Raw genomic sequence first — 22,789 nt, 5'->3', positions numbered from 1 at the left:
TACATCACTTCAGAAAGCAAGTAATATATCCGCTCTTCGTTTCGTTAAAAGATCATCGAAGGTGCTTTATCTTCGTGGTTCGTCGTCTTCAAAATCTTTTTTGAAATAGCGACGTTCTTCTTCAGGCTCAGCTTCTATTTCTTCTGGATCATGGAAGATCACACGAATTTTGAGTACTCTCGAACCTTCCATTTCTTCAGAAATCAAGGTAATGTTTTCAACATCAAATGAAAGTTTTTCTCCTTCATCGGGAATCATGCCTAAAGCTGTGATCAAGTAGCCGGCCATCGTATCCACATCACTCATGTGGAGATTACTTTCAAACGCCTCATTGAATTCATCGATCAGCATTCGACCTTGAATGATGTATTCATAGTCACCGACTTGTTCGTAGAGATTTTCTACTTCATCTGATTCATCATCGATTTCTCCAACGATTTCTTCAAGTAGATCTTCCAAGGTCACTAAACCTACGACTCCGCCATATTCATCTAATAGGATCGCCATTTGGTTTTGTGTTTTTTTCATTTCATACAATAGATCATCAATAAAAATCGTTTCTGGAACAAAAAGTGGTTCCTGCATGATTTTTTTGATCTCTAAGTTTTCGAACCCAAATTTATGGGCAGCTTTTAATAAATTTTTCGTATGAAGGATTCCGACAACTTTATCTTTGTCTTCATTATAAACAGGAATCCTTGAGTAATTCTCCGATAGTACTTCGTTGACATTTTCTTCAATGGAGTCATTAATGTCGATCATAAAAGCATCTGTTCGAGGAACCATTACTTCCCTTGCAACTTTTGTGTCTAAGGAAAAGACACCTTGAAGCATTTCCAACTCTTCGTTGTTCAATACCCCTTCGTTTTCAAGCATATACCGCATTTCGTCGCGGGTCATCTTTGAATCTTCATCGTCAAAAGTCATTGGTGTTATCCGTGCCAGCAAGCTGGTAGATGCAGATAACAGCCACACGAAAGGTTTCGCTACGACACCGATCATTCGGATCATACCTGAGGTAAAATTCGCTACCTCTTCTGATTTATTCAAAGCGATCCTTTTCGGGTATAATTCTCCAAAAACAATCGAAACATAGGTCAAAATAGCCAGTACAATAATATTTGCAATACTTCTTGCTGCGGCACCGCCACCTAGTAGTGGGGCTAATCTTACGGATAAAGTATTAGCTAAAGATGCACCAGATAAAATATTGACCAAAGTGATTCCTACTTGGATAGTTGATAGGAAGTTATTTGGGTTCTGCAATATTTTTAAAAGCTTTTTAGATTTAACATCTCCTTCTTCCGCTTTTTGTTCGATCCGATTTTTATTGATCGATACAACTGCAATTTCGGAAGCTGCTAAAAAAGCATTGATCAATGTCAAAATGATCAATAATAAAATTTGCGCTAACAGCGACTGACTCTCAGGGTCAGCATTCATAATCGCATTCTCTCCTTATTCATTTAAATTTTTATTTTTTTAAAGAAAAAAACGTGGCTAAAGGTAGCCACGTTAAAATGGTATCATAAAGCGATTTTCTTTGCAATAAAAATAGCCATTCGATCATTAAGATTCAAGAGTCGTCGCGATTTTTTTCTTGTTCTCGTTTTGTTTATCTTCTTTTACGATCTTGACGACATAAGAAATGATTGTTTTGCAGATCGCATAAAAAGGTACACCTAGAAAAATCCCTAGTAAACCGGCAATGTTTCCCGCAACAAGTAAAACGATAATGATCGTTAGTGGATGGATCTTCAATGATTTACCAATGACATTCGGATAAATGATATTTCCATCTAGTTGCTGAACGATCAAAACGACTACACAACATAGCAATGCTTTGAATGGATCATTGAATACTGTCACTAAAAAGGCAGGAGCTAAACCTAAATATGGGCCTAAATAAGGAATGAGGTTGGTCAATCCAGCAATTACTCCGAAAAGGAAGGCATAGTCTACGCCTAGAGCAAAGTAACCTAGAAAGGTGAATGTACCAACGAATAAGCATTCGATTGCTTGGCCACTAATATAATTAGCTAACGTTTTATTCAACTGTCCTAACAACTCGACGATTTGTTCTCTTCGTTTTTCTGGAAAGAAACGTTTGATGTTCGGTACAAGTTTTTCGCCATCTTTCAACATGTAAAACAAGATAAACGGCGCGGTAATAATAACGATGGTCGCTGAAGCAATCGTTCCAACGATCGAACCTAAGCTATTAGATAAGCCACTCAGAAATTGTTGGATGATCGTGCCATATGAAATATCCAGTTGTTCAAAATATTTATTGATATCGACATCTTTGAATACGGACCATTGTGCAACTTCTGCTAACCAAGTCTCTACTTGGCGAATAAAGTTCGGCGTGTTAGAGGCCAAGGAAGATATTTGTTGGACTAAACTTGGGATGACACTTAACAAGATCCAGACCAGAGCGGCAACTAACAATAACAGTACAATTGCTACTGCCCAGATCCGTTTCATTTTTGTTTTCATCAATAATCCAACGATTGGATTCAAAATATAATATAAAAAACCAGCAATCAAAACTGGTGCAAATAATGTGGAGAAGAATGTCCCGATTGGTTGGAAGACAAAGCTGATTTTCGAGGAGACTAAGATCAATGTTGCTAAAATCAGCAATTCAAATGACCAGAACATCAACTTTGATTGTTTTAACTTATCGAACAAATAATTCACTTCTTTCCTTTTTTATGATAGTATATAACATTCTTTTGAAAAAATCTGTTATTTTTGATTTTATTTTATGCACTTTCCATTCCGATCACTTTACAGTATACTACTGAAAAGAAAGGTGGCTGTTTGATGAAAGTAGTTCATACAAAAGATACGATGAGTCCGATCTATCTCGATGCTGTACGTATCAGAAACCAAGTCTTCGTTGTCGAGCAAGGTGTTTCCTTTGAGAGAGAAATCGATCAGGATGAAGCGCATTGTATCCATTTCGTCCTTTATACAGATGCACAGGAGGCGCAGGGTACTGTTCGTTTACTGCCACTCGAAAATGGCCAGATAAAAGTCCAACGTATGGCAATCCTTGCTGAATACCGTCAACAAGGTTTGGGGCAAGTCTTGCTAAGAGAAGCAGAGGCTTTTGCTAAAAAACAAGGATTTGATACGATAAAATTAGGCGCTCAACTGACTGCTATTCCTTTTTACGAGAAGCTTGATTATCAAGCCTACGGTGAAGTCTTCGAAGATGCGGGCATCCAACATCTCAACATGAAAAAAAACTTGTGAAGCATCCAAGTAAAAACAGTAAGCAAGATGAAGATTCCTTCACTTACTTACTGTTTTCGTTTACTTTTGCGACAATTGCTTGTAACGGTCATACCAAATATCAATATAGCCTTCTGAGAATGGGCCATCTCCATTATTGATCCAGTCAACCAAAATCTTCACGTTTTCTTTTAAAATGAAGTCAATATCACTTGGATAATTCATCATTTGACTGTGCATTTCATATTCATCGACATCTAACAAGCGCTTCTCGCCATCAGGAAAAACCTTGATATCTAAGTCATAATCAATATATTTTAATGCTTCATCATCTAATAAAAAAGGTGAAGCCAGATTACAATAATAGGAAACCCCCTTTTCTCTGATCATTGCTATTACATTGAACCAGTATTTTTTGTGAAAGTATACAATCGCTGGTTCTCGCGTCACCCAACGTCGTCCATCAGACTCTGTTACAAGAGTATGATCATTGACACCGATCATTGAATGTTCGCTTGTTTTCAATACCATGGTATCGCGCCACGTTCGATGCAATTTGCCGTCGTGTTTATAACTTTGGATCGTTACAAACTCTCCTTCTTTTGGAACTCCCATCGCAATCCTTCCTTAGCAACATTTTGTGCTTTGTGTTGGGGTGTTCATTACACCGACATCGTAATTATTATAGCAATAAAAATCATCTTTGCCTAGAAAGGATTACTATTGTTTCGATTTTTATCCAACTGCTCGACTAGCTTCATTTGTACTTTTGGGAAAACCACTTGTTCAAATGCTTCTGGTATCAGCCACTGCGTCTGTTTGCCAGTCTCAGATAGGTCTTTTTCAGTCTTAGGCAACCGACCATAAAACAATAAAACATGCCATTTCAAATGACTGAAGATATGCGTCACTTCCCCTAGATGCCTTTTTTGCCATACGATTTTGTCCGCATGAGCAAAAGGCAATACTGAAGCACCTTCTTCAGCGACTAAAACCTCATCGAACAAACTGATTTCGTTCTTAGGTTGCCAGTCTGCTTCTAGTTTTTCGTATACCTCTTTCGTTACTTCTACCATCGGAAATGTCCACATATCAGCCAGTAATTTTTGTTGATCTCGTTGTTCAAAATAAAATGCACCTTCTGCGTTTTCAATCGCTGCACAAACATAATAAACATCTCGCGGCTTTGCTTTTTTTGTTTTGACAGGATAGGCGGTTTGGATTCCTTTTTCTTTTGCTAAACAAAATGCTTGGATTGGGCATTCCTCACATTTAGGCGAGGTCGGCGTGCAGATTGCTGAGCCAAGATCCATCAATGCTTGATTGAACTCACCCGGATGCTCTTCGTCAATGATTTTCCGCATGGCTTGATCAAACACTTTGCGACTCGATGCTTTCGCAATATCTTCTTCAATACAGAACAGCCGACTAACCACACGCATGACATTTCCATCGATCGCTGGTTCAGGTAGCCCAAAAGCAATACTTGCGATTGCCCCTGTCGTATAAGGACCGATCCCTTTTAATGTACTGATTTCTTCCGGTGTTCGTGGCATCTTTCCGTCAAAATCTTCCATGATTTGTTTTGCAGCAGCTTGAATATTTCTGGCCCGTGAGTAGTAACCTAAGCCTTCCCAAGCTTTCAACAGTTTTTCTTCGGGTGCTTGCGCCAACGCTTCGATGGTTGGGAACCACTCCATAAAGCGATAAAAATAATCAATGACTGTATCGACTCTGGTTTGTTGCAACATGATTTCTGATATCCAAATACGATAAGGGTCTTGATTGTAACGCCAAGGGAGATTTCTCTTTTCAAGCTCATACCATTCAATAAAACGTTCTTGAAATTCTTTTGTTTTTTCTAAGGACCAGTTTTCCCATTCTCTACTCACTTGCTTCTTCTTCCTTTTCTAAAATAAAGCGCTGGATCATCTCAAAATCAAAGCCTTTTTGATAGAGACTCTGCTTTACTTTCATCTTTCTCTTTTGAGGTTCAAAGCGACTATTCTTACGCCAGATCTTCTCTCCTTGTTGTACTAAAAGCTCATATTCAACTTCTGGATCAGTTTCTTGAGGTAAGGTTTGCATCGCTTCTTGGATCACATCATTGGTAAATCCTTTTGTCATCAATTTCTGTTGGATATTCCGTAATAGATCCTTTTGACTTTTGGCACGATTTTTTTCGTAAGTCTTTTCCGCTGTTTGCCGTGCATTTTCTACTTGCTCTTCAAATGGGTACTGGCTTAAAGACTGCTCGATCACTTCTGGTGATAGCCCTTTTTGTTGCATTTGTTGTGCTAATTTTTTTGGTCCCTTGTCACTCAAACGCATATTCGTTCGGACGTAACTTTCACCAAACGTCAAATCGTCAACAAGACCTAATTCTTTTAGTTTTTCAACGATTTTATGACGGTCTTCTTGTCCGATCTCTTTATCTTTTAAATAGATCCGAATTTCTTTTTCCGTTCGTAATTGGTAACTCAAATAATTTAATGCTTGTTGTAAACCAAAATCATAACCTGTACTTTTTTTGATTTCAGCTAATTTATCTTCTGTCAATTCTTGTCCTTTTAATAAACGATAGCGTACTAAAATATCTTCTGATACTTGTAGTGTTTCGCCATCTGATAGATCGATCTGATAAAAAGGCCCCTTGCCTTTACTGATTCTTGCAATAGAAAGCAAACTATCCCTCCTCGAACATATATTCCTATCATAACATAGAAAATCCCCAACTTTCGCTATAATATGTTAGAATATAGCCACATAATGATAAAAAGGGAGATACCTATGCCAGAAGCAATTGTTAAAAACGGCCAAACGATCACATTAAAAATCAAACGTTTAGGGATCAACGGAGAAGGAATCGGCTACTTTAAACGCATGATCGTCTTTGTTCCGTATGCCCTTCCTAAAGAAGAAGTCCTAGTGAAGATCACCAAAGCGACCCCTCGCTATGCCGAAGGACAACTCGTTAAAGTCAAAAAAACAAGTAGTGACCGTGTGACTGCTCCATGTCCAGTCTACTATGAATGTGGTGGTTGCCAATTGCAACATTTAGCGTACCATGCACAACTCGATTTCAAAAAAGATTTGCTTTTGCAGGCTTTAGAAAAATTCAAACCCGCCGGTTATCGTGAGTATCCACTTTTACCAACGATTGGAATGGAGGATCCATGGCGTTACCGGAACAAAGCGCAATTTCAATTGAGAAAAAATAAACAGACAGACAAAATCGAAGCTGGACTCTATCAAGCCAATTCTCATGACTTAGTGGCAATTACTGATTGTTTAGTGCAAGAGCCTGCGACACAAAAAGTGATGAATACAGTCGTCGATTTATTGAATAAATATGATTTACCGATTTATGATGAACGTGCGGATAGCGGAATTTTCCGCACGATCATGGTTCGAGTGGGTATACAGACAGGTGAGCTACAAGTTGTCTTTATCACCAGGAGTCAAAAATTCCCACAAAAAAATGCCCTGATTCGTGAGATCAATCAGCAACTCCCTGAAGTCGTTTCGATCATGCAAAACGTGCAACCTTTAAAAACCTCCCTCGTGATGGGTGACGAAACAAAACACCTTTGGGGAAAAGAAGCCATTGAGGAACGGATCAATGAAGTAACTTTTGATCTTTCACCTCGTGCCTTTTTCCAGTTGAATCCTCAACAAACAGAAGTCTTATACGGTGAGGGAATCAAAGCTTTAGCCATCCAACCAGAAGAAACGATCGTAGATGCTTATTGTGGTGTTGGGACAATTGGTTTGAGTGTGGCAAACAAAGCAAAAGAAGTACGCGGAATGGATACCATCCCCCAAGCCATTTCAGATGCACAGAAAAACGCACAACGATTAGGCTATGAGAATACTCGTTATGAAGTGGGTACGGCAGAAGAGCTCTTACCAAAGTGGTTGAATAAAGGCTTTCGTCCGGATGGGATCATTGTTGATCCGCCACGTACTGGTTTGGATGAGCAGTTGATCCAAGCAATTTTAAAAAACCCACCGCAAAAATTAGTTTATATTTCTTGCAATGTTTCGACTTTAGCAAGGGACCTCGTCCAATTAGCGAAAGTATTTCACGTCGAGTATCTACAGTCTGTCGACATGTTCCCTCAGACAGCACGTTGTGAAGTCGTCGTGAAATTAACAAAAAAATAATTCAATAGCGCCAGCCAGAATCCTTATAAAAAATAAGCATTTTCCTTTACTTAATAGTCAAAACTATTTCCGAGGTCAATGCTTATTTTTTTATCCGATTATTTCTGATTAAACCTTATTTCATTTGTTTTTTTCGTTTCAATAAAGTAAAAAGTGTTTGAACTTGCCCTTTGAAAGACATGACATCATCAAAAATATCTTCGCCATCATTCAACATTTTTACTGTGATCCAGCCTAATGATTCGGTGATCGTACTAGCGACTGTTGCGTTGATCGCTGCACCAGCCACTGTACCTACTGCCGGAATGATCTTAATGATATTCCCTACTGCACTTCTACCTAAACTAACAACGATCAACTCTTTTGAGACACTTTTACCTAATGATTCAGACCATGATTGTCCAAATAACTTGTGGAGACGTCCCATCATCGTTAGCTGAACTGGTACAAGTAAAAAAGCATCTGAAAAAGGGATCGGTGAACAACCGATGATCGCCGCTGTCAAAGAGGCCGCATGAATCGTTGCATGGCATTTTCTACGTAAGGGTTCATCTACCCCTTTTAAGAATTCTTCAAATAAACGATCGAATTGTGTTCTACTCTTTGCTAATGTTTGTTCCGCTTTGCTTTTTGACGAATCAAAATTTCGTAAAATAGCTGCGGTTGTTTTTTGAGGAAGTCTTTTCATTGTTTCAGCGAAAAAGGAAGCAAATTCCTTTTGTTCCTCAGGTGTTTGCTCCAATGTTTCTTCTACTTTTGTTTCTTCGTTTTCGATTACAGTATCTTCAATCGATTCTTTGTTTTTCTTTTTTTTCCGTAAAAATTTTTTCATTTGATTTCCTCCGTAACCCTTCCCTTTTGGTATCCTTATTTCTATCATACAATACAACCTGAAGTTCGCCAAAAAATGGGATCATCATCGAACCTCGTCCTATTGATTTTAAATGGTTCGAACATACAAATAAACACCCATGAAGTGAAAATGAGAGTCACTTCATAGGTGTTCTTTATATGATCAGTTAAAAAGGTTTCTCTTCAAGGTTTTTCTATTGAACATTGACATCAATTACTTGATAGAACGCATTTGTTGTATCTGAAATATTCCAAACAGCTAAAATCACGTTGTAGCCTTTTCTATCTTGAGGAACAGTAATTGTTTGATTTACTGTTTTTGGCGGAACTGTTGCTTTATCATCGATTTTTGTAATCAATTCAAAATCGCTGAATTTCAAAGGTTGATTTTGGTTCCAACCTGGTTTTGTAATATAGTAATCCCAAGTACTTGTACGATGTTGTGCAGTTAAGTTCCAAGTGATATTCAAAGGACCAGCATTAATTACACTTTTATGCCAACGATTTGCTGTCTGTTCATCTAATGGTTCAAACCCACTAACACCTGCACTTGCGATTTTTCCATCAATAAATGTATTTTTAGGCGCTTCAATACTTTGTGGTTCCCATTGTGCGCGCCCAACGTTTTGATTCAAATTACCTGCAGCTGCTGTACCGAAATAGGCACGACTCCCTGGAGATGTTACATAACCATGTGCATAACCAGATGTACCAAAACCAAACAAACCTAACATAACAATTCCTACGAACATCATAATACTAAACTTTTTCATAACTGAACCTCCTATATTTGATAGGTTTATTGTAAACGTTTTCTAAAATAAAAACAAACATTATGCTTTTATAACCTTATCGCAGATAAGCTAATTTAAAACATCTAATAAAAAGATTGATTTAATAGGATTTAACTAGCAATAAGGATAGTTAATCACCTAAATGTTTCTATTGTACACTTAATATTTTCTTAATGTTTCAATATACATATTGTTTTTCCAACAAAAAGAAGAGAGCTTATTTAAGACTCTCTTCTTTTACACATCTATATAAATAATAACTTAAATATCATTTTACAATAGAAGTTATTAATAATTTTTACGATTTATCATTTTATCTATGGAGTAATAAGAAATCGCCGGATTATTTAGTCACAAGTCTCCATGGACCATAAGGACCAGATTCACTTGGAATATCGTTTTGTGTCCAATGTCTCGCTTCATAGATCAGCCCTTCATATGTAACACGCTCTCCACCTAAGTAAACTGTTGCAGGGTCCCAAACGGGCAGAGTAGATTCTGATTCTTCAAGCGTAGTAAAAGTATAAGTTGCTGCATCCGAAACATTTCCAGAACGGTCTTCTGCAATCACTTCAACTGTGTAAGTCGTATTGCTCTTCAAGTTTTCAAAGGTATGAGAAACAGCCATTGTTGTCGCTGATACTGTTTCGCCTGCACCAGTTAATTTAAGGTTATAACGAGCAATGCGGTCATTATCCGTTGATGCCGTCCAATTGATACGCGCACGCTGTGTCGTAATGAAATCTGAACCTACATTTGTCGGTGTTGATGGATTTTGTGTATCTTCAGGCATCTCAGAACCATCTGTAAATCTTTGACCCACAGTTAAGAATTCATATTGATTTTTCACTTGCCCTTGTCCGCCATCTACTCTGGCATCACGATTCATTGACCAGTATGAGACCATACCGATTTTGCGTTCTTTGGCATGTTGTACAACTAAGTTGAACATATCTGTTGTAAAGTAAGGATGTTGTTCATTTTCAAATCCTACAGAAGGAGTCGTACCTAATTTTGCATAAGCTTGCTCATCCGTTAATGTTTTACCAGCGTATTGTTTGTAGTGATTTTTCAATTGGACCATTGTATTGTCTACCGCATCTAACGAACCTTGCGCATAGTCTGTAACACTTGATCCATAACACATCGTCATGATATTCACGTTAGTTAAGTCAACACCCGCTTCTAAATAAGCTTGCAAGACAGATAATCCTGTTGAGATCAATCCTGTAGGCATAACTGGTAATGTCAACGTCACGTCAACCCCAGTTGCATCTTGTAATCGTTTTACTGCTTTCGCATTTGCTAAATTTTCGTGGTACCCCATAGCAGCAGCTTCTACGTCAAAGTCAATACGTGTAAAACCATAACCTTGGATAACTTCCATGTAAGCATCATAAAGCATATCTTCATCTTGCGTTACTTCCCAGAAGGCACCAGAATTTAATCCGCCAAATGACACAGCTGCATCTCCGCCTACTTCTCTTAACTCACGGATCGATTGCTTGATTCCTTCATATTGCCATTGGTCACTATCACTTTCACTCAATCCATTGAAGCTTCCCCAAGCCCAATCAAGTTTCCCATTTTTGATCCCTCTAGCTTGCATAAACCCTAGATTAAAGAAACGCTGACCTGTTTCTCTAGCAATTGCTGCCATATTCAAGGCACCTTTATTTGACAGTACTTCATCTGAAGTATACGCCGTGATATCTACGAATGGCGCTACGACTTGTTCTGGCCACTCGATTCCTTGACCTACACCAAAATCAGGTGTTGCGCGAACTGTTTGCACTGTTGCCGCTCCTTGCTCTTCATTTAAAAACAACGGTGCAACTAATAAGCTACACAATGCTGCTCCAGCTAATAATCTTTTTACACTTTTTTTCTTCATTTTCCAAACTCTCCCCATTCAACTAATTCATTTCCTTGTTCGTAATCGATTACAAATTTTATAATATCAGATAACTCAAAATAATATAACGAAAACAAAAAAGAAATTAAGGTTATTTAATCGTTTTATCCCCGTTTTATAGTTAAATAAAAAAGTAAAAACAAAAATGTTCGGTATTGCAACAACGTTTAAAAATCAACCTAAAAAAGCTTTTATCACCGATTTAATCACCTCGTCACTAATTTATTTCGGTCAATATGTACGCTATATCAACATTTTTTAAAATAACTTAATAAATCACAAGCCATAAATAGGTGCTGTTATAAATAATTATGTTAAACTGTCTAAAGAAAGGAGTTTTTGTTATGGTATACACTATCAATCGATTAAAAGATTATCGTTTGTGGGTTTGCATTATCGGAATCGTTGCTTTGGGATTTTTATCTGGCATTCTTAGCGGCAATCCAGGAAAATATTATTACTCGTTACAACTCCCAGCTTTTGCACCACCTAGTTGGATTTTTGGTCCTATGTGGACGGTCCTCTACATTTTAATAGGCATTTCTTTGTACTTTATTCTAAATACACAAAATCAAAAACACCGCTCTAAACTACTGTGGCTCTTTACTATTCAATTCATCTTCAACCTTTTATGGTCAGCTTTATTCTTCAACCTTGGAAATACTTTGATTTCAGCAATCGATATCACTTTATTAATGATTTTCTTAACAGCTTTGGTCTATCATTTATGGCTGCACAATCGCACAGCAATGTGGTTGACGATTCCTTACTATTTATGGGTATTTTTTGCATCTATCTTGAATTACGCGATTTTTATTTTGAATTAATCGATAGGTTTTAACTAATAACAACGTACTAGAATGAATCACACAACAATGATTTAAAAAAGCTACGTGATCGCTCACGTAGCTTTTTTATATGATTCTATTATTCGAATGTTTTATCCAACCTGTTTCCAAGGACCGTACAATCCAGCTTCGCTTGGCTTGTTGTTTTGTGTCCAATATTGCGCTTCATAAACGATCCCATTATACATCACTCGATTTCCTTGTACATAAACTTTATTCGCTTCCCACGCGGCGATCTCATCGCCACCTTCTGGCGTTCCTGAAATCAATTCTCAAGGACCATATTGGCCTGACTCGCTCGGTACATTGTTTTGCGTCCAATGCTTAGCGCGATATAAAGCACCTTTATAAGATACAACTTCTCCACCTAAATAAACCTTTGTCGCCTCCCATGCAGGTGCCTCCCCTGGTTCACCAGGTTCTCCCGGCTCCTCTGGATCTACTACATCCGCTAAAGTTGTGAATGCAACTTTTGCCGTATCCGAAATATTTCCAGAACGATCTTCTGCATTGATTTCTACCATATATTCTGTATCGGCTTTTAAGTTTGCAAACGCGTATGAAAGAGAAGTAGTCGTAACATTGATCGTTTGTCCATTCCCTACTAATCTCACGTTATATTTTGCCACACGGTCATTGTCAGTCGCCGCCGTCCAGTTGATATGCGCACTATTTTTTGTAATGTCCCCAACAGAAAGATTTGTCGGAACAGACGGTTTTTCTTTATCTTCCGGAGTTTCGCTTCCACCGCCCTCATTACCTTCAGCAAATGATTCACTCACTTTTAAGAATTCAAATTGGTTCTTTATTTGTCCTTGTCCACCATCTGTTTTTGCATCACGGTTCATCGACCAATAAGAAACCATACCAATTTTACGTTCTCTTGCATGTTCGACAACTTGATTGAACATTTCTGTCGTGAAGTACGGATGTTGTTCGTTCTCAAAACCAATCGAAGGAGTTGTACCTAATTTTGCATACGCTTCTTCATCAGTCAAAGTGATACCAGCATATTGGCGATAATGATTCTTCAATTGGACCATTGTATTGTCGACCGCATCTAATGATCCTTGTGCATAATCAATGACGCTCGGACCATAACACATCGTCATAATATTGACATTGGTCAAATCGACACCTGCTTCTAAATAAGCTTGCAATACGGATAGTCCAGTCGAAATCAAACCAGTCGGCATAACAGGTAATGTCAACGTTACTTGTACTCCTGTAGTATCTTGTAGTCGTTTGACTGCTTTCGCATTGAGTAAGTTTTCTGTATAGCCCATCGCTCCTGCTTCCACGTCAAAATCTACACGAGTAAAGCCATATCCTTGAACCACTTCTATATAAGCATCATAAAGCATATCTTCATCATGGCTGACTTCCCAGAAAGCACCTGTGTTCAGTCCACCAAATGAAACAGCAGCATCTCCACCAACCACTCTTAATTCACGGATCGTTTTTTTGATACCTTCATATTGCCATTGATCACTGTCATTCTCACTCAATCCTGCAAATCCGCCCCATGCCCAATCGATCTTACCATCTTTGATTCCTTTCGCTTGCATGAATCCTAAATTAAAGAATTTTTGCCCAGTTTCCTTTGCAATTGCCGCTAGATTCAACGCGCCATTATTCGACAACTCTGTACCTGATGTATAAGCTGTCATATCAACAAATGGTGCAACGACTTGTTCTGGCCATTCAATACCTTGACCTACACCAAAATCAGGTGTTGTTTTGATTGTTTGTTCTGTTGCTGCACTTTGTTGTTCATTCAAAAACAATGGTGCGACTAGCAGACTGCATAATGCAGCGCCAGCCAATAATTTCTTTAGACGAACATTTCTTTTCATTAGTATGTATATCCCCCATCAACAATTTTATCTCGTGCTATGTATTTCCCTCTTGCACAACGATATCATAACAAATAAAAACTAAAAATATAACATTTTTAAATAAGAATTAGCGTTTTTTAATTTTGAGTATAAAAATAAAAATATATAAAACTACTCTGTTTTGAATAAATTAACGTAAAAAAATCTGATAAACAAACATTTTCAAGACATTTCTGTAATCAAATAAAATCTATCTATCATTTTAAATTATTTGCCGTTATAAGAAAAACACTTAAAACAAAATAAAAATAACATAACTTAAAAAACTAAAAAAATATCAAAATTTAAGGATGTATCCTTAAATTTCGATATCTACTCGTTTTATTTATTGTTTAAATCATAAGAACAAAGCTTTGTTAATAGCCATTGCCTGTCCAAGTCTCTGTGCTTTGATCATTTTGTTGACCGCCATATGGGTCATAATATTGTTGCTGGTTATACTGATTTGGGTCGTAGTATTGAGAGGTGTCTTCTGAATAGACCGACTGCTGACCGTACCCATCGGTGCCATACTGATTGTACGTATCTTGTGAATATTCAGATGTCTCACCGGTTGTGGTATTAGCAGTGGTATCTCCTTCACCATTTTCTGAATCATCATAAAACATCATATAGGCATTATCATTTTTTAAGTTAGGCAACGTATCACTTGGCTTGATCTCTAATTGTTTCTTCAATTGATTTTGGATCGATAATAAGTCATTTTGACCTAGTATTTGGTAGTACACATCATTGATCGTCGTATCTTTTCCTTTTAGCTGGTCTTGCTTGATTGTTTGGAAAGCGGAGGTATAATTCGTTGCGATATCTAGCATGTCATCCCAATCCAAATCAGTTGTCACATTGTTACCTGCCGCATCTAAAAGTTTTCGATAATTGCTAACGCCATCAAGACTGAGTACTTTATTGACGATTTTCGTCACAACTTCTCGTTGACGTGCTTGTCGGCCGATATCACCTTCAGGATCTTCATGCCGCATTCTTGCATACGCCAACCCTTTTTCACCATCAACTGTTTGTTTTCCTTCTGGAACATGGACGCCATCTAGAGTAAAGTCGATTTTATTGTCGATCTCGATCCCACCTACTGCATCGATCAAGTCCTTCATACCATCCAAATTGATTGTGACATAGTGGTCAATAGGGATATCAAGTAATTGTTCGATCGAATCCATTGCCATCTCTACGCCACCAAATGCATAGGCATGGTTCAACTTATCGACCGTCCCATAACCGACGATATTCGTATAGATATCTCGATCCAAGCTAATAATCGTTGATTTCTTTTGTTGTGGATTGACAGTCACGACCATCATCGTATCGGATCTCCCTTGTTCTGTTCGTCCAAGGCCTCCTGTATCTAATCCTAATAATAATACTGAAAAGGGTTCTTGATCATCAATACTTACTCGATCGTCACGTTTTGCTGATACACGATCAGATTGTTTTGAAATCCGATTGACTGTTTGGCTCGCCTCTCCCATAAACTTGATTCCATAAGCTGAAACTCCGCCGATGAGAAGTACGACTATTCCCAACAAAGTCAATATCACTTTTTGCCACCGCTTCATACTACACCTCTATCATACATATTCTTGATTATTCTCTCATACACCCAATCATTCAGCAATCCAACTACTTAATCCTAATAAAACTTTAAAAAATAGTGTTTTTCTTCGTGATTCATATGTATTTTTTTTAAAATTCTTAATTATCATACCATAGGGCGCATAAACAGAAAAGAAAGAAAGCGATTCTTTTTATACGTTTTATTGGATTTTTATGATTTTTTGTTCAATAAATTAAAAAAACTAGTTTTTTTAACTTTGTTTATGCCTTCCTATTAAGCATTTCCAGCAAAAAAAAGCGGAGAAATCCGGAAATGAAACAACTTCTCCGTTCTCTCCGTCTTTTTTATTTGTTATAAGTGATTGTTCAAGTAAATATTGTTAAAACATTCTAGTAGCTCTCCATACGCGAGAGATCGAAGCATTTTTAGTCATTGCCCCACCCACATTTTTTGATAAAGAGATCAAAGTAAAATTAGAAAGTGATTATCCTTTAAGTATCGAATTATTATATGTAAAAGTTTTACAAAACCATTTAGGTTTGTATTTGAATGTCCTTTTCACAAATGAATTATTGCTGAATCCTGAATTGATTATTCGTACAACTGAGGCCCCCACCAAAATAATCAGCTATGAAAATGAAATTCCTTATATTACTATCCGCAATGATTTTTCTACTTCAGATAATAAGCACTTAGTCCAAAAAATCAAAGAAATTATGTTTGGCAATAACCAAAATTAACTAATTTTTCTTGTAAAACCATTTTTTCCAGAAAAAGAAAATAAAGAAACAAAAAGAAGATACGGAAAGCCGTATCTTCTTTTTTCGTCAACATGATCTTATAATTTAGATACTTCAGCAGCTTGAGGACCACGCGCACCTTCAACGATAGAGAATTCTACTTCTTGGCCTTCTTCTAAGCTTTTGAAGCCATCGCCTTGGATTGCTGAGAAATGTACGAATACATCGTCTCCACCGTCTACTGTAATAAACCCAAATCCTTTTTCATTGTTGAACCATTTTACTGTTCCGTGTTCCATAAATATATAGCCTCCAAAAAAGTTCTTGCAAGTAACCCTTGCAAAAACATTATACCGAATTTAGAAAACGCTCGCAAGCATTGCCCCGTTAATTTTCTAAATTCCATGGCAAATGGAAGAACGCTATTTTAGCCTGCGAAATGCTTGTTCACTTCATCCCAATTCACAACATTCCAGAAAGCTTCAATGTAGTCAGGACGTACATTTTTGTATTTCAAGTAGTAAGCATGTTCCCAAACATCTAAACCTAGAACAGGTTTCTTGCCTTCCATCAATGGTGAGTCTTGGTTGGCTGTAGAAGTGATTGCAAGTTTACCATCTTCAAGTACTAACCAAGCCCAGCCAGAACCGAAACGTCCTGCCGCTGCTTTTTTGAATTCTTCTTTGAATGTTGCAAAATCGCCGAATGTTTCGTTAATTGCGTCTTTGATTGCTCCTGTTGGCTCGCCACCAGCATTTGGTGCCATGATTTTCCAGAAGAATGAATGGTTCGCATGTCCACCACCATTATTACGTACAGCAGTTTGAATGTCAGATGGAATAGCATCCATGTCTGAAAGCAATTCTTCTATTGTTTTTTCGCCTAGTTCAGGATATTTTTCGATTGCTGCATTTAAGTTTGTCACATAAGTATTGTGATGTTTGTCATGATGCAAATGCATCGTTTCTTCGTCGATATATGGTTCTAATGCATCAAATGCATAAGGTAGATCTGGTAATGTGTAAGTCATAAAAAAATTCCTCCTCAAATTTGTTGGGTCTCTTTACACTAAAAGAGTAACAAAGTGAGGGAAATTCTTCAATTGTTATGCCTAGTCTTCCAATTTTTTACTGGTTTCTGCTGGTTCTTCGATAATTTCTGTCTTGTTGAAAATAAATAATTTGCTAAAGACATAATTTGCCAATACGACTAAGATCTGTGTAATGATTTTAGCGACATAATCATTCATTTCCAACCCTTTGATCATCAAGAACATGGCGCCCATGTCTAGTCCATAAGAAACGATTCGGTAAAAAACAAATTTCCCAAATTCGATAAATAAATGCGTATAACTAGGAGATTTGGATTGAAACACCCATACCTTATTGGTGACAAATGCAAATAAAACAGAACAAATCCAAGAAATCGTATTCGATACTGGCATCGATAACTGGAAGATTTGTTGCGCGATTGCATAACTGACGAAGTTGACAACTGTTGCTAATCCACCAAAAAATAGATAGATGAAAACTTCCCAATATCCTTTACTTTCTAAATAGCTTTTAAATTGAACATAAATCTTCATTTTTCTACCTACCTTATTTATCATTCTTTCCTATCATACTCTATCTGCTAATAATTTTCATCTCTAGAAAACAATGATCGATAAGAATATAACCTTATCTATCGTGAGAGAATGTTTTAGAACTCTTGTAATTCATAGCATACTCCGCTAGAATTGCTAGTGATGACAATTCTACAGAAGGAGTAATTATGACAACAAAACAACTAATCATTAGCTCATTTGCTCGATTCACCGAGCTTAAAAATGCTAAAAACGTATCATTTGGAAAATCATTAGTCTATCTTTTATGTTTGAGTGTACTAATGGCATTACCTATTTCTTACCAAATTTTTCAAGTGCTGGACACTATCAAGTCCGATGGTCAAAAAATTGCAGCTGAAATTCCAGATTTTAAGATTCGTGATGGACAAATCGATTCGCCAACAAATGAAGGTTTTATTTATCAAACGGATTCGATTATCTTTACCTTTGACCCCGAAGGAAAACGTACCCCTGAAGATATCTCTTCAGATTTGATAGGGAATTTCCTAAGTGTCGGTCTGCTAAAGGATAAATTGGTTCTAGCTTTACCGAATACCGGCACGACTTCGGCATTGCTGAACAATAATCAGTTTGAATTTGAGTACACGAATAATGCTTTAAAAAATCTAACTGGCGAAAGCTTACGTAGTACATTAAGTGAAGCAACGATCCCTTTTTGGATCAAAGCATTAGTATTTTTGATTTCCATTTATCCTAGCTTTTTAAATCTGATCATCACTTTACTTATGGCAAATTTTGCGGCTTATGTATATGCAAGATTACGTTTAGCTAAAGTAACTTTTCTCGATTGTCTAAAAACAATGATCTATGCGATATCATTACCCACTGTTATTGCAACGATCCTGATGATTTTTGCACCAACTTTTGATACAACAGCGTTTATTGCATTTGCGGGCATATTCATTTTTGCTCAAGCAGTCAAAGGCTGGCCAAAAATCCAATTACCAAAATAAAAGAATCTCTGGGAGAGGTAGTCATTACACACCTCTTCTAGAGATTCTTCTTCATTTAATAGCCTTCATTCAAATCGATTTCATTTATTTCTAATTCTGTTTTGTCTACGTAGGATTTTAAGTTTGTTAGAAAAATATCCATAAACTTCGTTTGGAAATGTGGTGTCTGACCTGCAATATGAGAGGTGATCAACACATCTTCTCTTTCCCATAATGGACTATCTTTTGCTAATGGTTCTTCTTCAAACACATCTAAAGCCGCAAAAGCCAGTTGACCATCGTCTAACGCAGCTATTAAATCAGATGTTTTTACAGAAGGCCCACGTCCTACATTGATGAATAGCGCTTCTTTATCAAAAGCTTCAAATACTTTTGCGTCAAACAACCCTTTTGTCTGATCTGTCAAAGGTAAGATATTCACCACAATCATTGCTTTCGGTAAGATTTCTTTTAATTTCTCTAATGGATAAGTCTCTTTGAATCCTTCCACTGGATGTCCAGATGTATTGATGCCGATACATTCTAAACCAAATACAGCTGCATGTTGTGCCAATTTTTTTCCAATATGTCCAGTTCCTATAATTAGTAATTTTTGATCTGCCAATGCTTGATAATGGATATCTGATCCTAGCCACTCTTTATGGAACTGCGCTCGTTGGGCTTGGAACAATCCACGAGAATAGCCTAAAATAATGCCCATGGTATGCTCGCTGATCGATTCTACATGGATACCACTCGCATTGGAAAGTAAAATATCTTTGTCAGCGAATTCGTTTAATGGAAGATTATCTACTCCAGCAGAAATCGATTGGACCCATTTTAAGCTGTCAGAAGCGAATATATCTTCTTGATAATCTCCATTCCAGCCGATACTGATCGCTATTTCAGAAAGTTCGTCGGATGCTACTTCCGTTTGAAATGAATATTCTGGTGCTATTTCTTTGATCTTTTCGATAAATTCTTCACGAAATGAACGTACTGAATAAATTATTTTTTTTGTCATCACACCCATCCTCTCTACTTATCAGTCTAGCTTAATCCCTCAAAAGAATGAAGTATGTTGCACTTCATTCTTTGAATGACTTTTTCCTATAATGAACACAGTAAAAGTGGATCAGCGTTTGACTGTCTAAAAAAAAGCCTAACAATCCGAAAGTAAGTAAAACTTACTTTTCGTTCGTCAGGCTTTTTTCCTAAAGATAAAAGACTATTTCTCACCTTATACATCTGCTGTTTCTTGGAAATGATACGTTGGTTCCTCTAATTGTGGATCATAATCAACAACCAGATCATATCCTTTGAAGAACCAATCATCGGCTTCATCAATAAAGAATAATAGACCATCGATCGTTTCTTGTTTCATCGGACGTTCTGGTAACTCCACAGACATACCGATTGAAAATCCCTCATGTACTTCTGTTTTGCCATATACTTTCCCAAAAAAACGGATACCATAATTTTCAGGTAAATCTACCTCTGCTTGAAACCATTCTTTTGCTTTGTCCGTTATTGTTAATTGCATGTGATGAGCCCCTTTTTATTGATTCATTTTATCATCAAGTATATCTACATCTTCTGTTTCTCCGATAACAAGTAAATTATCATTTTCACGTACATATTCGTCTGCGGCTGGTGACACTACGACAGAACGATCGAAGCGTCGGATGGCTACCACAGTCAAATCAAATCGCTGTCTGAAATTTAGTTCTGCTAATGTTTTATTAAAGAACTTGGGATTAGATACCCGAATCTCAGCGAGCGAGAATTTGTCTGACAGCTCTAAATAATCCAAAATATTTTTAGAAACAAGATTATGTGCGATCCGTATCCCCATATCTCTCTCAGGATGAACAACGCGATCTGCACCGATCTTTTCAAGAACACGAGCATGATACTCATTTTGTGCTTTGGCTAAGATATTCGGAACGCCCATTTCTTTAACCATCAGTGTCACTAAAATACTTGCTTGGATATCTTCTCCAATTGCTACGATCACATGATCAAAATTTCTGATTCCTAAAGATCGTAAAGTCATTTCATCTTGTGCATTCGCAACCACTGCATGTGTTGCGATATTCATATATTCATTCACTCGGTCTTCACTGCTATCAATAGCTAAAACTTCTTGACCAGCTTCGACTAACGTACGACAGATACTGCCACCAAAACGTCCAAGTCCTACGATTGCAAAATTCTGTTTCACTTTTCTCCTCCTTTATCCATTCCATTTCAAGTATAGCAAAGCCACTGTAAAAACAAAAGCAACCCTGCTTTTCTTTACGGAAAAGACTCATTTTAATGGAGGATCAAGAGAAGGCCTACTATGGTAGATCATAGAATATTTCTTGATGTTTCTACTAAAAAGGTATGGCTATATTACTAATTATTCCTACAATAGGTAGCCTAAGAATACGTTAACTGAAATAAAGTAAATAAACAACCCAGCAATGTCTTTGATCGATGTAATAATCGGTGCAGATCCAGCAGCTTGATCAATATTCAATTTCAATAAGATAAAAGGAATCAAAAAACCAAGGGCGGCAGCTAAGGTCATTGCAAAGACCAGAGAGATCCCCACAGCTACACCTAACAATGGTATGCCTTGCCACACAGAAGCGACTATTCCAGATACGATCCCTACAACAATCCCTAAACTTAGACCAATCCCTGTTTCCTTCAAAAAGTGCTTGATAAATGTGTTGAGATCAATGTGCCCTAAAGATAATCCACGAACAAAAACCGTCGATGATTGCGTCCCTACATTTCCACCCATATCCATGATCAAAGGAATAAAAATAGCAACAGCAGCCACAGATTCTAACGTTTGTTCAAACTCATCGATTACTAGACCAGCTAACATCCCTGCAACCAATGTGATCGCTAAGAAAGGCAACCGGACTTTCCATATTTGCCAAAGATTCCCGTTAATCAGTACTGTACTACGATCAGCTTCTACAGAGGCGACGTCTGCTAAACCAGCAGCATTGAACATATCCTCGGTCGTTTCTTGCTCTAAGACATCGATGGCGTCATCCACTGTCACAATACCTACTAGTCGTGTTTCTTTATCTACGACGGGAATAGCGATCAAATCTAACTCTTGTAACAATCGTGCAGTTTCTTCTTGGTCTGTATCTGTGGTTACATAAGCGACGTGCTTGATCATGATTTCTTCAATCTGTTGATCACTTTCTGCAATGACTAGATCCTTTAACGATAGTACTCCTTCAATTTTTTTCGCCATATCTGTCACATACAAAATATAGATTGTTTCCATTTCTTTCGCTAATCTTCTGATTTTATGCAGTGCTTCTTCAACAGTCATTTCTTTTTTAATTGAAATAAATTCAGTCGTCATGATCCGTCCAGCTGTCTCATGTTCATAGCCCATCAATCGATTCGTTGTTGCTCGCTCTTCTTCAGAAAGCTCTGCCAATAGTTTTTTAGTCACACTTGCTGGTAGTTCGTAAAACAACCTTACCCGATCATCTGGAGCCATCTCATTCACAAATTCAATCACACCATCATCCGTAAACGAACGAAGCAAATCTTGTTGGACAGACGGTTCAAATGTTTCAAAGATTTCGAGGGCTTTGTCTTTTGATAATAATCGAAAGACCAGTACTTGCTTATCTAAAGGTAACGTAACAAATAGTTGGATCAATTCCACTTTCTCGATCGTTGCTAAATAGTTCTTCAATTCTTCAAGCTTTTTTTGCTCAAGATAATTAAGAATCTTCAATTGTGTTTCTAGGTTATTTGTATCATTTAATGTTCTCATCTCGTATTCTCCTTTGTTACATCGTTTTTTCGATATAAACTTGTTGGATGGATTCGTTTGGAAAAAACAGGAAGTACATAAAAAAGACGGCCTCCAAAAGAAGCCGTCTCATAAGATCCCATCAAAATGGTACCAGTGTTTACCTGAACGAACTTCTCGTCTGAGCTTTAGCACTAAAAGACGTAATTCTGGAAATATAATCCAGATAGCTACGTTAAGCACGCCTTAAGCCGACGTTGCCTGTTATACCCTGTGGCGTCTCTCGACGTTTGAGGGCAGTAGCCTGTGTTCTTTTAGGAGCCTCACCTAACAAGTTTTTATAATTAAACCCTACAGGTAAAATTGGTTTTTGTCAATAAGAGGATTAATATTTGATAAAAAATTGATAAAACAGAAATGAT

The 22,789-nt window shown here is 37.3% G+C and carries 22 protein-coding genes and 1 riboswitch; of the genes, 4 read left to right on the top strand and 18 right to left on the bottom strand.

Going from position 1 to position 22,789, the window contains the following annotated elements:
* Window positions 1-66: 66 nt before the first annotated feature.
* On the bottom strand, window positions 67-1,443 hold the full coding sequence (locus tag IGJ99_RS04810; protein WP_010735890.1) for a hemolysin family protein: 1,377 nt from the start codon (window positions 1,441-1,443) through the stop codon (window positions 67-69).
* Between the two features lie 126 nt (window positions 1,444-1,569).
* On the bottom strand, window positions 1,570-2,694 hold the full coding sequence (locus IGJ99_RS04805; protein ID WP_023519400.1) for an AI-2E family transporter: 1,125 nt from the start codon (window positions 2,692-2,694) through the stop codon (window positions 1,570-1,572).
* A 135-nt stretch (window positions 2,695-2,829) separates the two neighbouring features.
* Between IGJ99_RS04805 and IGJ99_RS04800 the strand changes: the two genes are divergently transcribed.
* Window positions 2,830-3,264: a GNAT family N-acetyltransferase gene (locus IGJ99_RS04800; protein WP_010735892.1), complete on the top strand. Its 435-nt coding sequence runs from the start codon at window positions 2,830-2,832 to the stop codon at window positions 3,262-3,264.
* Window positions 3,265-3,324: 60 nt separating this feature from the next.
* On the opposite strand, the gene ntdP is transcribed toward IGJ99_RS04800, so the two are convergent.
* From ntdP to recX, 3 genes are all read right to left on the bottom strand, one after another.
* On the bottom strand, window positions 3,325-3,858 hold the full coding sequence (ntdP, locus tag IGJ99_RS04795) for a nucleoside tri-diphosphate phosphatase (protein ID WP_010735893.1): 534 nt from the start codon (window positions 3,856-3,858) through the stop codon (window positions 3,325-3,327).
* 92 nt (window positions 3,859-3,950) lie between these two features.
* Window positions 3,951-5,135 carry an A/G-specific adenine glycosylase gene (gene mutY / locus IGJ99_RS04790; RefSeq protein WP_010735894.1) on the bottom strand — a complete coding sequence of 395 codons (1,185 nt, stop codon included), beginning with the start codon at window positions 5,133-5,135 and terminating at the stop codon, window positions 3,951-3,953.
* Window positions 5,128-5,928: a recombination regulator RecX gene (gene recX / locus IGJ99_RS04785; RefSeq protein ID WP_010735895.1), complete on the bottom strand. Its 801-nt coding sequence runs from the start codon at window positions 5,926-5,928 to the stop codon at window positions 5,128-5,130. Before recX ends, mutY begins: the two co-directional genes overlap by 8 nt.
* A gap of 105 nt (window positions 5,929-6,033) precedes the next feature.
* On the opposite strand from recX, the gene rlmD reads away from it, so the two are divergent.
* Complete coding sequence (gene rlmD / locus IGJ99_RS04780) at window positions 6,034-7,410, top strand: 23S rRNA (uracil(1939)-C(5))-methyltransferase RlmD (protein WP_010735896.1); 1,377 nt, start codon at window positions 6,034-6,036, stop codon at window positions 7,408-7,410.
* Window positions 7,411-7,525: 115 nt separating this feature from the next.
* On the opposite strand, the gene IGJ99_RS04775 is transcribed toward rlmD, so the two are convergent.
* From IGJ99_RS04775 to IGJ99_RS04765, 3 genes are all read right to left on the bottom strand, one after another.
* Window positions 7,526-8,242, bottom strand: coding sequence for a YcjF family protein (locus tag IGJ99_RS04775; RefSeq protein WP_438770650.1), 717 nt, complete (start codon window positions 8,240-8,242; stop codon window positions 7,526-7,528).
* 214 nt (window positions 8,243-8,456) lie between these two features.
* Entirely contained in the window at window positions 8,457-9,035 is a 579-nt protein-coding gene (locus IGJ99_RS04770; protein WP_010735899.1) for a lytic polysaccharide monooxygenase, read from the bottom strand.
* 364 nt (window positions 9,036-9,399) lie between these two features.
* Window positions 9,400-10,950, bottom strand: a complete 1,551-nt coding sequence (locus IGJ99_RS04765) for a fibronectin type III domain-containing protein (protein WP_438770649.1) — start codon at window positions 10,948-10,950, stop codon at window positions 9,400-9,402.
* Window positions 10,951-11,315: 365 nt separating this feature from the next.
* Between IGJ99_RS04765 and IGJ99_RS04760 the strand changes: the two genes are divergently transcribed.
* Entirely contained in the window at window positions 11,316-11,798 is a 483-nt protein-coding gene (locus IGJ99_RS04760) for a TspO/MBR family protein (protein WP_010735901.1), read from the top strand.
* Window positions 11,799-11,911: 113 nt separating this feature from the next.
* Here IGJ99_RS04760 and IGJ99_RS04755 read toward each other — a convergent pair whose 3' ends face one another.
* From IGJ99_RS04755 to IGJ99_RS04730, 6 genes are all read right to left on the bottom strand, one after another.
* Window positions 11,912-12,088, bottom strand: a complete 177-nt coding sequence (locus IGJ99_RS04755; protein WP_438747790.1) for a carbohydrate-binding protein — start codon at window positions 12,086-12,088, stop codon at window positions 11,912-11,914.
* A gap of 3 nt (window positions 12,089-12,091) precedes the next feature.
* Window positions 12,092-13,675: a fibronectin type III domain-containing protein gene (locus tag IGJ99_RS04750; protein ID WP_438770648.1), complete on the bottom strand. Its 1,584-nt coding sequence runs from the start codon at window positions 13,673-13,675 to the stop codon at window positions 12,092-12,094.
* Window positions 13,676-14,073: 398 nt separating this feature from the next.
* Window positions 14,074-15,288, bottom strand: coding sequence for an LCP family glycopolymer transferase (locus IGJ99_RS04745; protein ID WP_224434610.1), 1,215 nt, complete (start codon window positions 15,286-15,288; stop codon window positions 14,074-14,076).
* Window positions 15,289-16,125: 837 nt separating this feature from the next.
* On the bottom strand, window positions 16,126-16,326 hold the full coding sequence (locus IGJ99_RS04740) for a cold-shock protein (protein WP_010735910.1): 201 nt from the start codon (window positions 16,324-16,326) through the stop codon (window positions 16,126-16,128).
* Window positions 16,327-16,454: 128 nt separating this feature from the next.
* Entirely contained in the window at window positions 16,455-17,057 is a 603-nt protein-coding gene (locus tag IGJ99_RS04735) for a superoxide dismutase (protein ID WP_010735911.1), read from the bottom strand.
* 81 nt (window positions 17,058-17,138) lie between these two features.
* Complete coding sequence (locus IGJ99_RS04730) at window positions 17,139-17,612, bottom strand: GtrA family protein (RefSeq protein ID WP_010735912.1); 474 nt, start codon at window positions 17,610-17,612, stop codon at window positions 17,139-17,141.
* A gap of 188 nt (window positions 17,613-17,800) precedes the next feature.
* Between IGJ99_RS04730 and IGJ99_RS04725 the strand changes: the two genes are divergently transcribed.
* Entirely contained in the window at window positions 17,801-18,607 is an 807-nt protein-coding gene (locus tag IGJ99_RS04725; protein WP_010735913.1) for a DUF1189 domain-containing protein, read from the top strand.
* Between the two features lie 55 nt (window positions 18,608-18,662).
* Here IGJ99_RS04725 and IGJ99_RS04720 read toward each other — a convergent pair whose 3' ends face one another.
* From IGJ99_RS04720 to mgtE, 4 genes are all read right to left on the bottom strand, one after another.
* On the bottom strand, window positions 18,663-19,610 hold the full coding sequence (locus tag IGJ99_RS04720) for a phosphoglycerate dehydrogenase (protein WP_438770647.1): 948 nt from the start codon (window positions 19,608-19,610) through the stop codon (window positions 18,663-18,665).
* A 216-nt stretch (window positions 19,611-19,826) separates the two neighbouring features.
* Window positions 19,827-20,129 carry a HesB/YadR/YfhF family protein gene (locus IGJ99_RS04715; RefSeq protein WP_010735915.1) on the bottom strand — a complete coding sequence of 101 codons (303 nt, stop codon included), beginning with the start codon at window positions 20,127-20,129 and terminating at the stop codon, window positions 19,827-19,829.
* Between the two features lie 15 nt (window positions 20,130-20,144).
* On the bottom strand, window positions 20,145-20,810 hold the full coding sequence (locus IGJ99_RS04710) for a potassium channel family protein (RefSeq protein ID WP_010735916.1): 666 nt from the start codon (window positions 20,808-20,810) through the stop codon (window positions 20,145-20,147).
* Window positions 20,811-20,996: 186 nt separating this feature from the next.
* Window positions 20,997-22,388 carry a magnesium transporter gene (mgtE, locus tag IGJ99_RS04705; protein WP_153830341.1) on the bottom strand — a complete coding sequence of 464 codons (1,392 nt, stop codon included), beginning with the start codon at window positions 22,386-22,388 and terminating at the stop codon, window positions 20,997-20,999.
* Window positions 22,389-22,533: 145 nt separating this feature from the next.
* A riboswitch (M-box (ykoK) riboswitch) is annotated at window positions 22,534-22,709 on the bottom strand.
* Between the last annotated feature and the right edge of the window lie 80 nt (window positions 22,710-22,789).

Source organism: Enterococcus sp. AZ095b, assembly GCF_051714725.1.
Lineage (GTDB): Bacteria > Bacillota > Bacilli > Lactobacillales > Enterococcaceae > Enterococcus_B > Enterococcus_B pernyi.
This window is presented reverse-complemented; position numbering and strand designations above follow the sequence as displayed.

Bases quoted from the DNA above. Each gene is read 5' to 3' on its own strand.
- ntdP (WP_010735893.1), bottom strand. From the start codon at position 3,858: ATGGGAGTTCCAAAAGAAGGAGAGTTTGTAACGATCCAAAGTTATAAA.
- IGJ99_RS04735 (WP_010735911.1), bottom strand. From the start codon at position 17,057: ATGACTTACACATTACCAGATCTACCTTATGCATTTGATGCATTAGAA.
- mgtE (WP_153830341.1), bottom strand. From the start codon at position 22,388: ATGAGAACATTAAATGATACAAATAACCTAGAAACACAATTGAAGATT.
- IGJ99_RS04740 (WP_010735910.1), bottom strand. From the start codon at position 16,326: ATGGAACACGGAACAGTAAAATGGTTCAACAATGAAAAAGGATTTGGG.
- IGJ99_RS04745 (WP_224434610.1), bottom strand. From the start codon at position 15,288: ATGAAGCGGTGGCAAAAAGTGATATTGACTTTGTTGGGAATAGTCGTA.
- IGJ99_RS04715 (WP_010735915.1), bottom strand. From the start codon at position 20,129: ATGCAATTAACAATAACGGACAAAGCAAAAGAATGGTTTCAAGCAGAG.
- IGJ99_RS04810 (WP_010735890.1), bottom strand. From the start codon at position 1,443: ATGAATGCTGACCCTGAGAGTCAGTCGCTGTTAGCGCAAATTTTATTA.
- IGJ99_RS04730 (WP_010735912.1), bottom strand. From the start codon at position 17,612: ATGAAGATTTATGTTCAATTTAAAAGCTATTTAGAAAGTAAAGGATAT.
- IGJ99_RS04800 (WP_010735892.1), top strand. From the start codon at position 2,830: ATGAAAGTAGTTCATACAAAAGATACGATGAGTCCGATCTATCTCGAT.
- IGJ99_RS04775 (WP_438770650.1), bottom strand. From the start codon at position 8,242: ATGAAAAAATTTTTACGGAAAAAAAAGAAAAACAAAGAATCGATTGAA.
- IGJ99_RS04720 (WP_438770647.1), bottom strand. From the start codon at position 19,610: ATGACAAAAAAAATAATTTATTCAGTACGTTCATTTCGTGAAGAATTT.
- IGJ99_RS04725 (WP_010735913.1), top strand. From the start codon at position 17,801: ATGACAACAAAACAACTAATCATTAGCTCATTTGCTCGATTCACCGAG.
- rlmD (WP_010735896.1), top strand. From the start codon at position 6,034: ATGCCAGAAGCAATTGTTAAAAACGGCCAAACGATCACATTAAAAATC.
- IGJ99_RS04770 (WP_010735899.1), bottom strand. From the start codon at position 9,035: ATGAAAAAGTTTAGTATTATGATGTTCGTAGGAATTGTTATGTTAGGT.
- IGJ99_RS04750 (WP_438770648.1), bottom strand. From the start codon at position 13,675: ATGAAAAGAAATGTTCGTCTAAAGAAATTATTGGCTGGCGCTGCATTA.
- IGJ99_RS04760 (WP_010735901.1), top strand. From the start codon at position 11,316: ATGGTATACACTATCAATCGATTAAAAGATTATCGTTTGTGGGTTTGC.
- IGJ99_RS04765 (WP_438770649.1), bottom strand. From the start codon at position 10,950: ATGAAGAAAAAAAGTGTAAAAAGATTATTAGCTGGAGCAGCATTGTGT.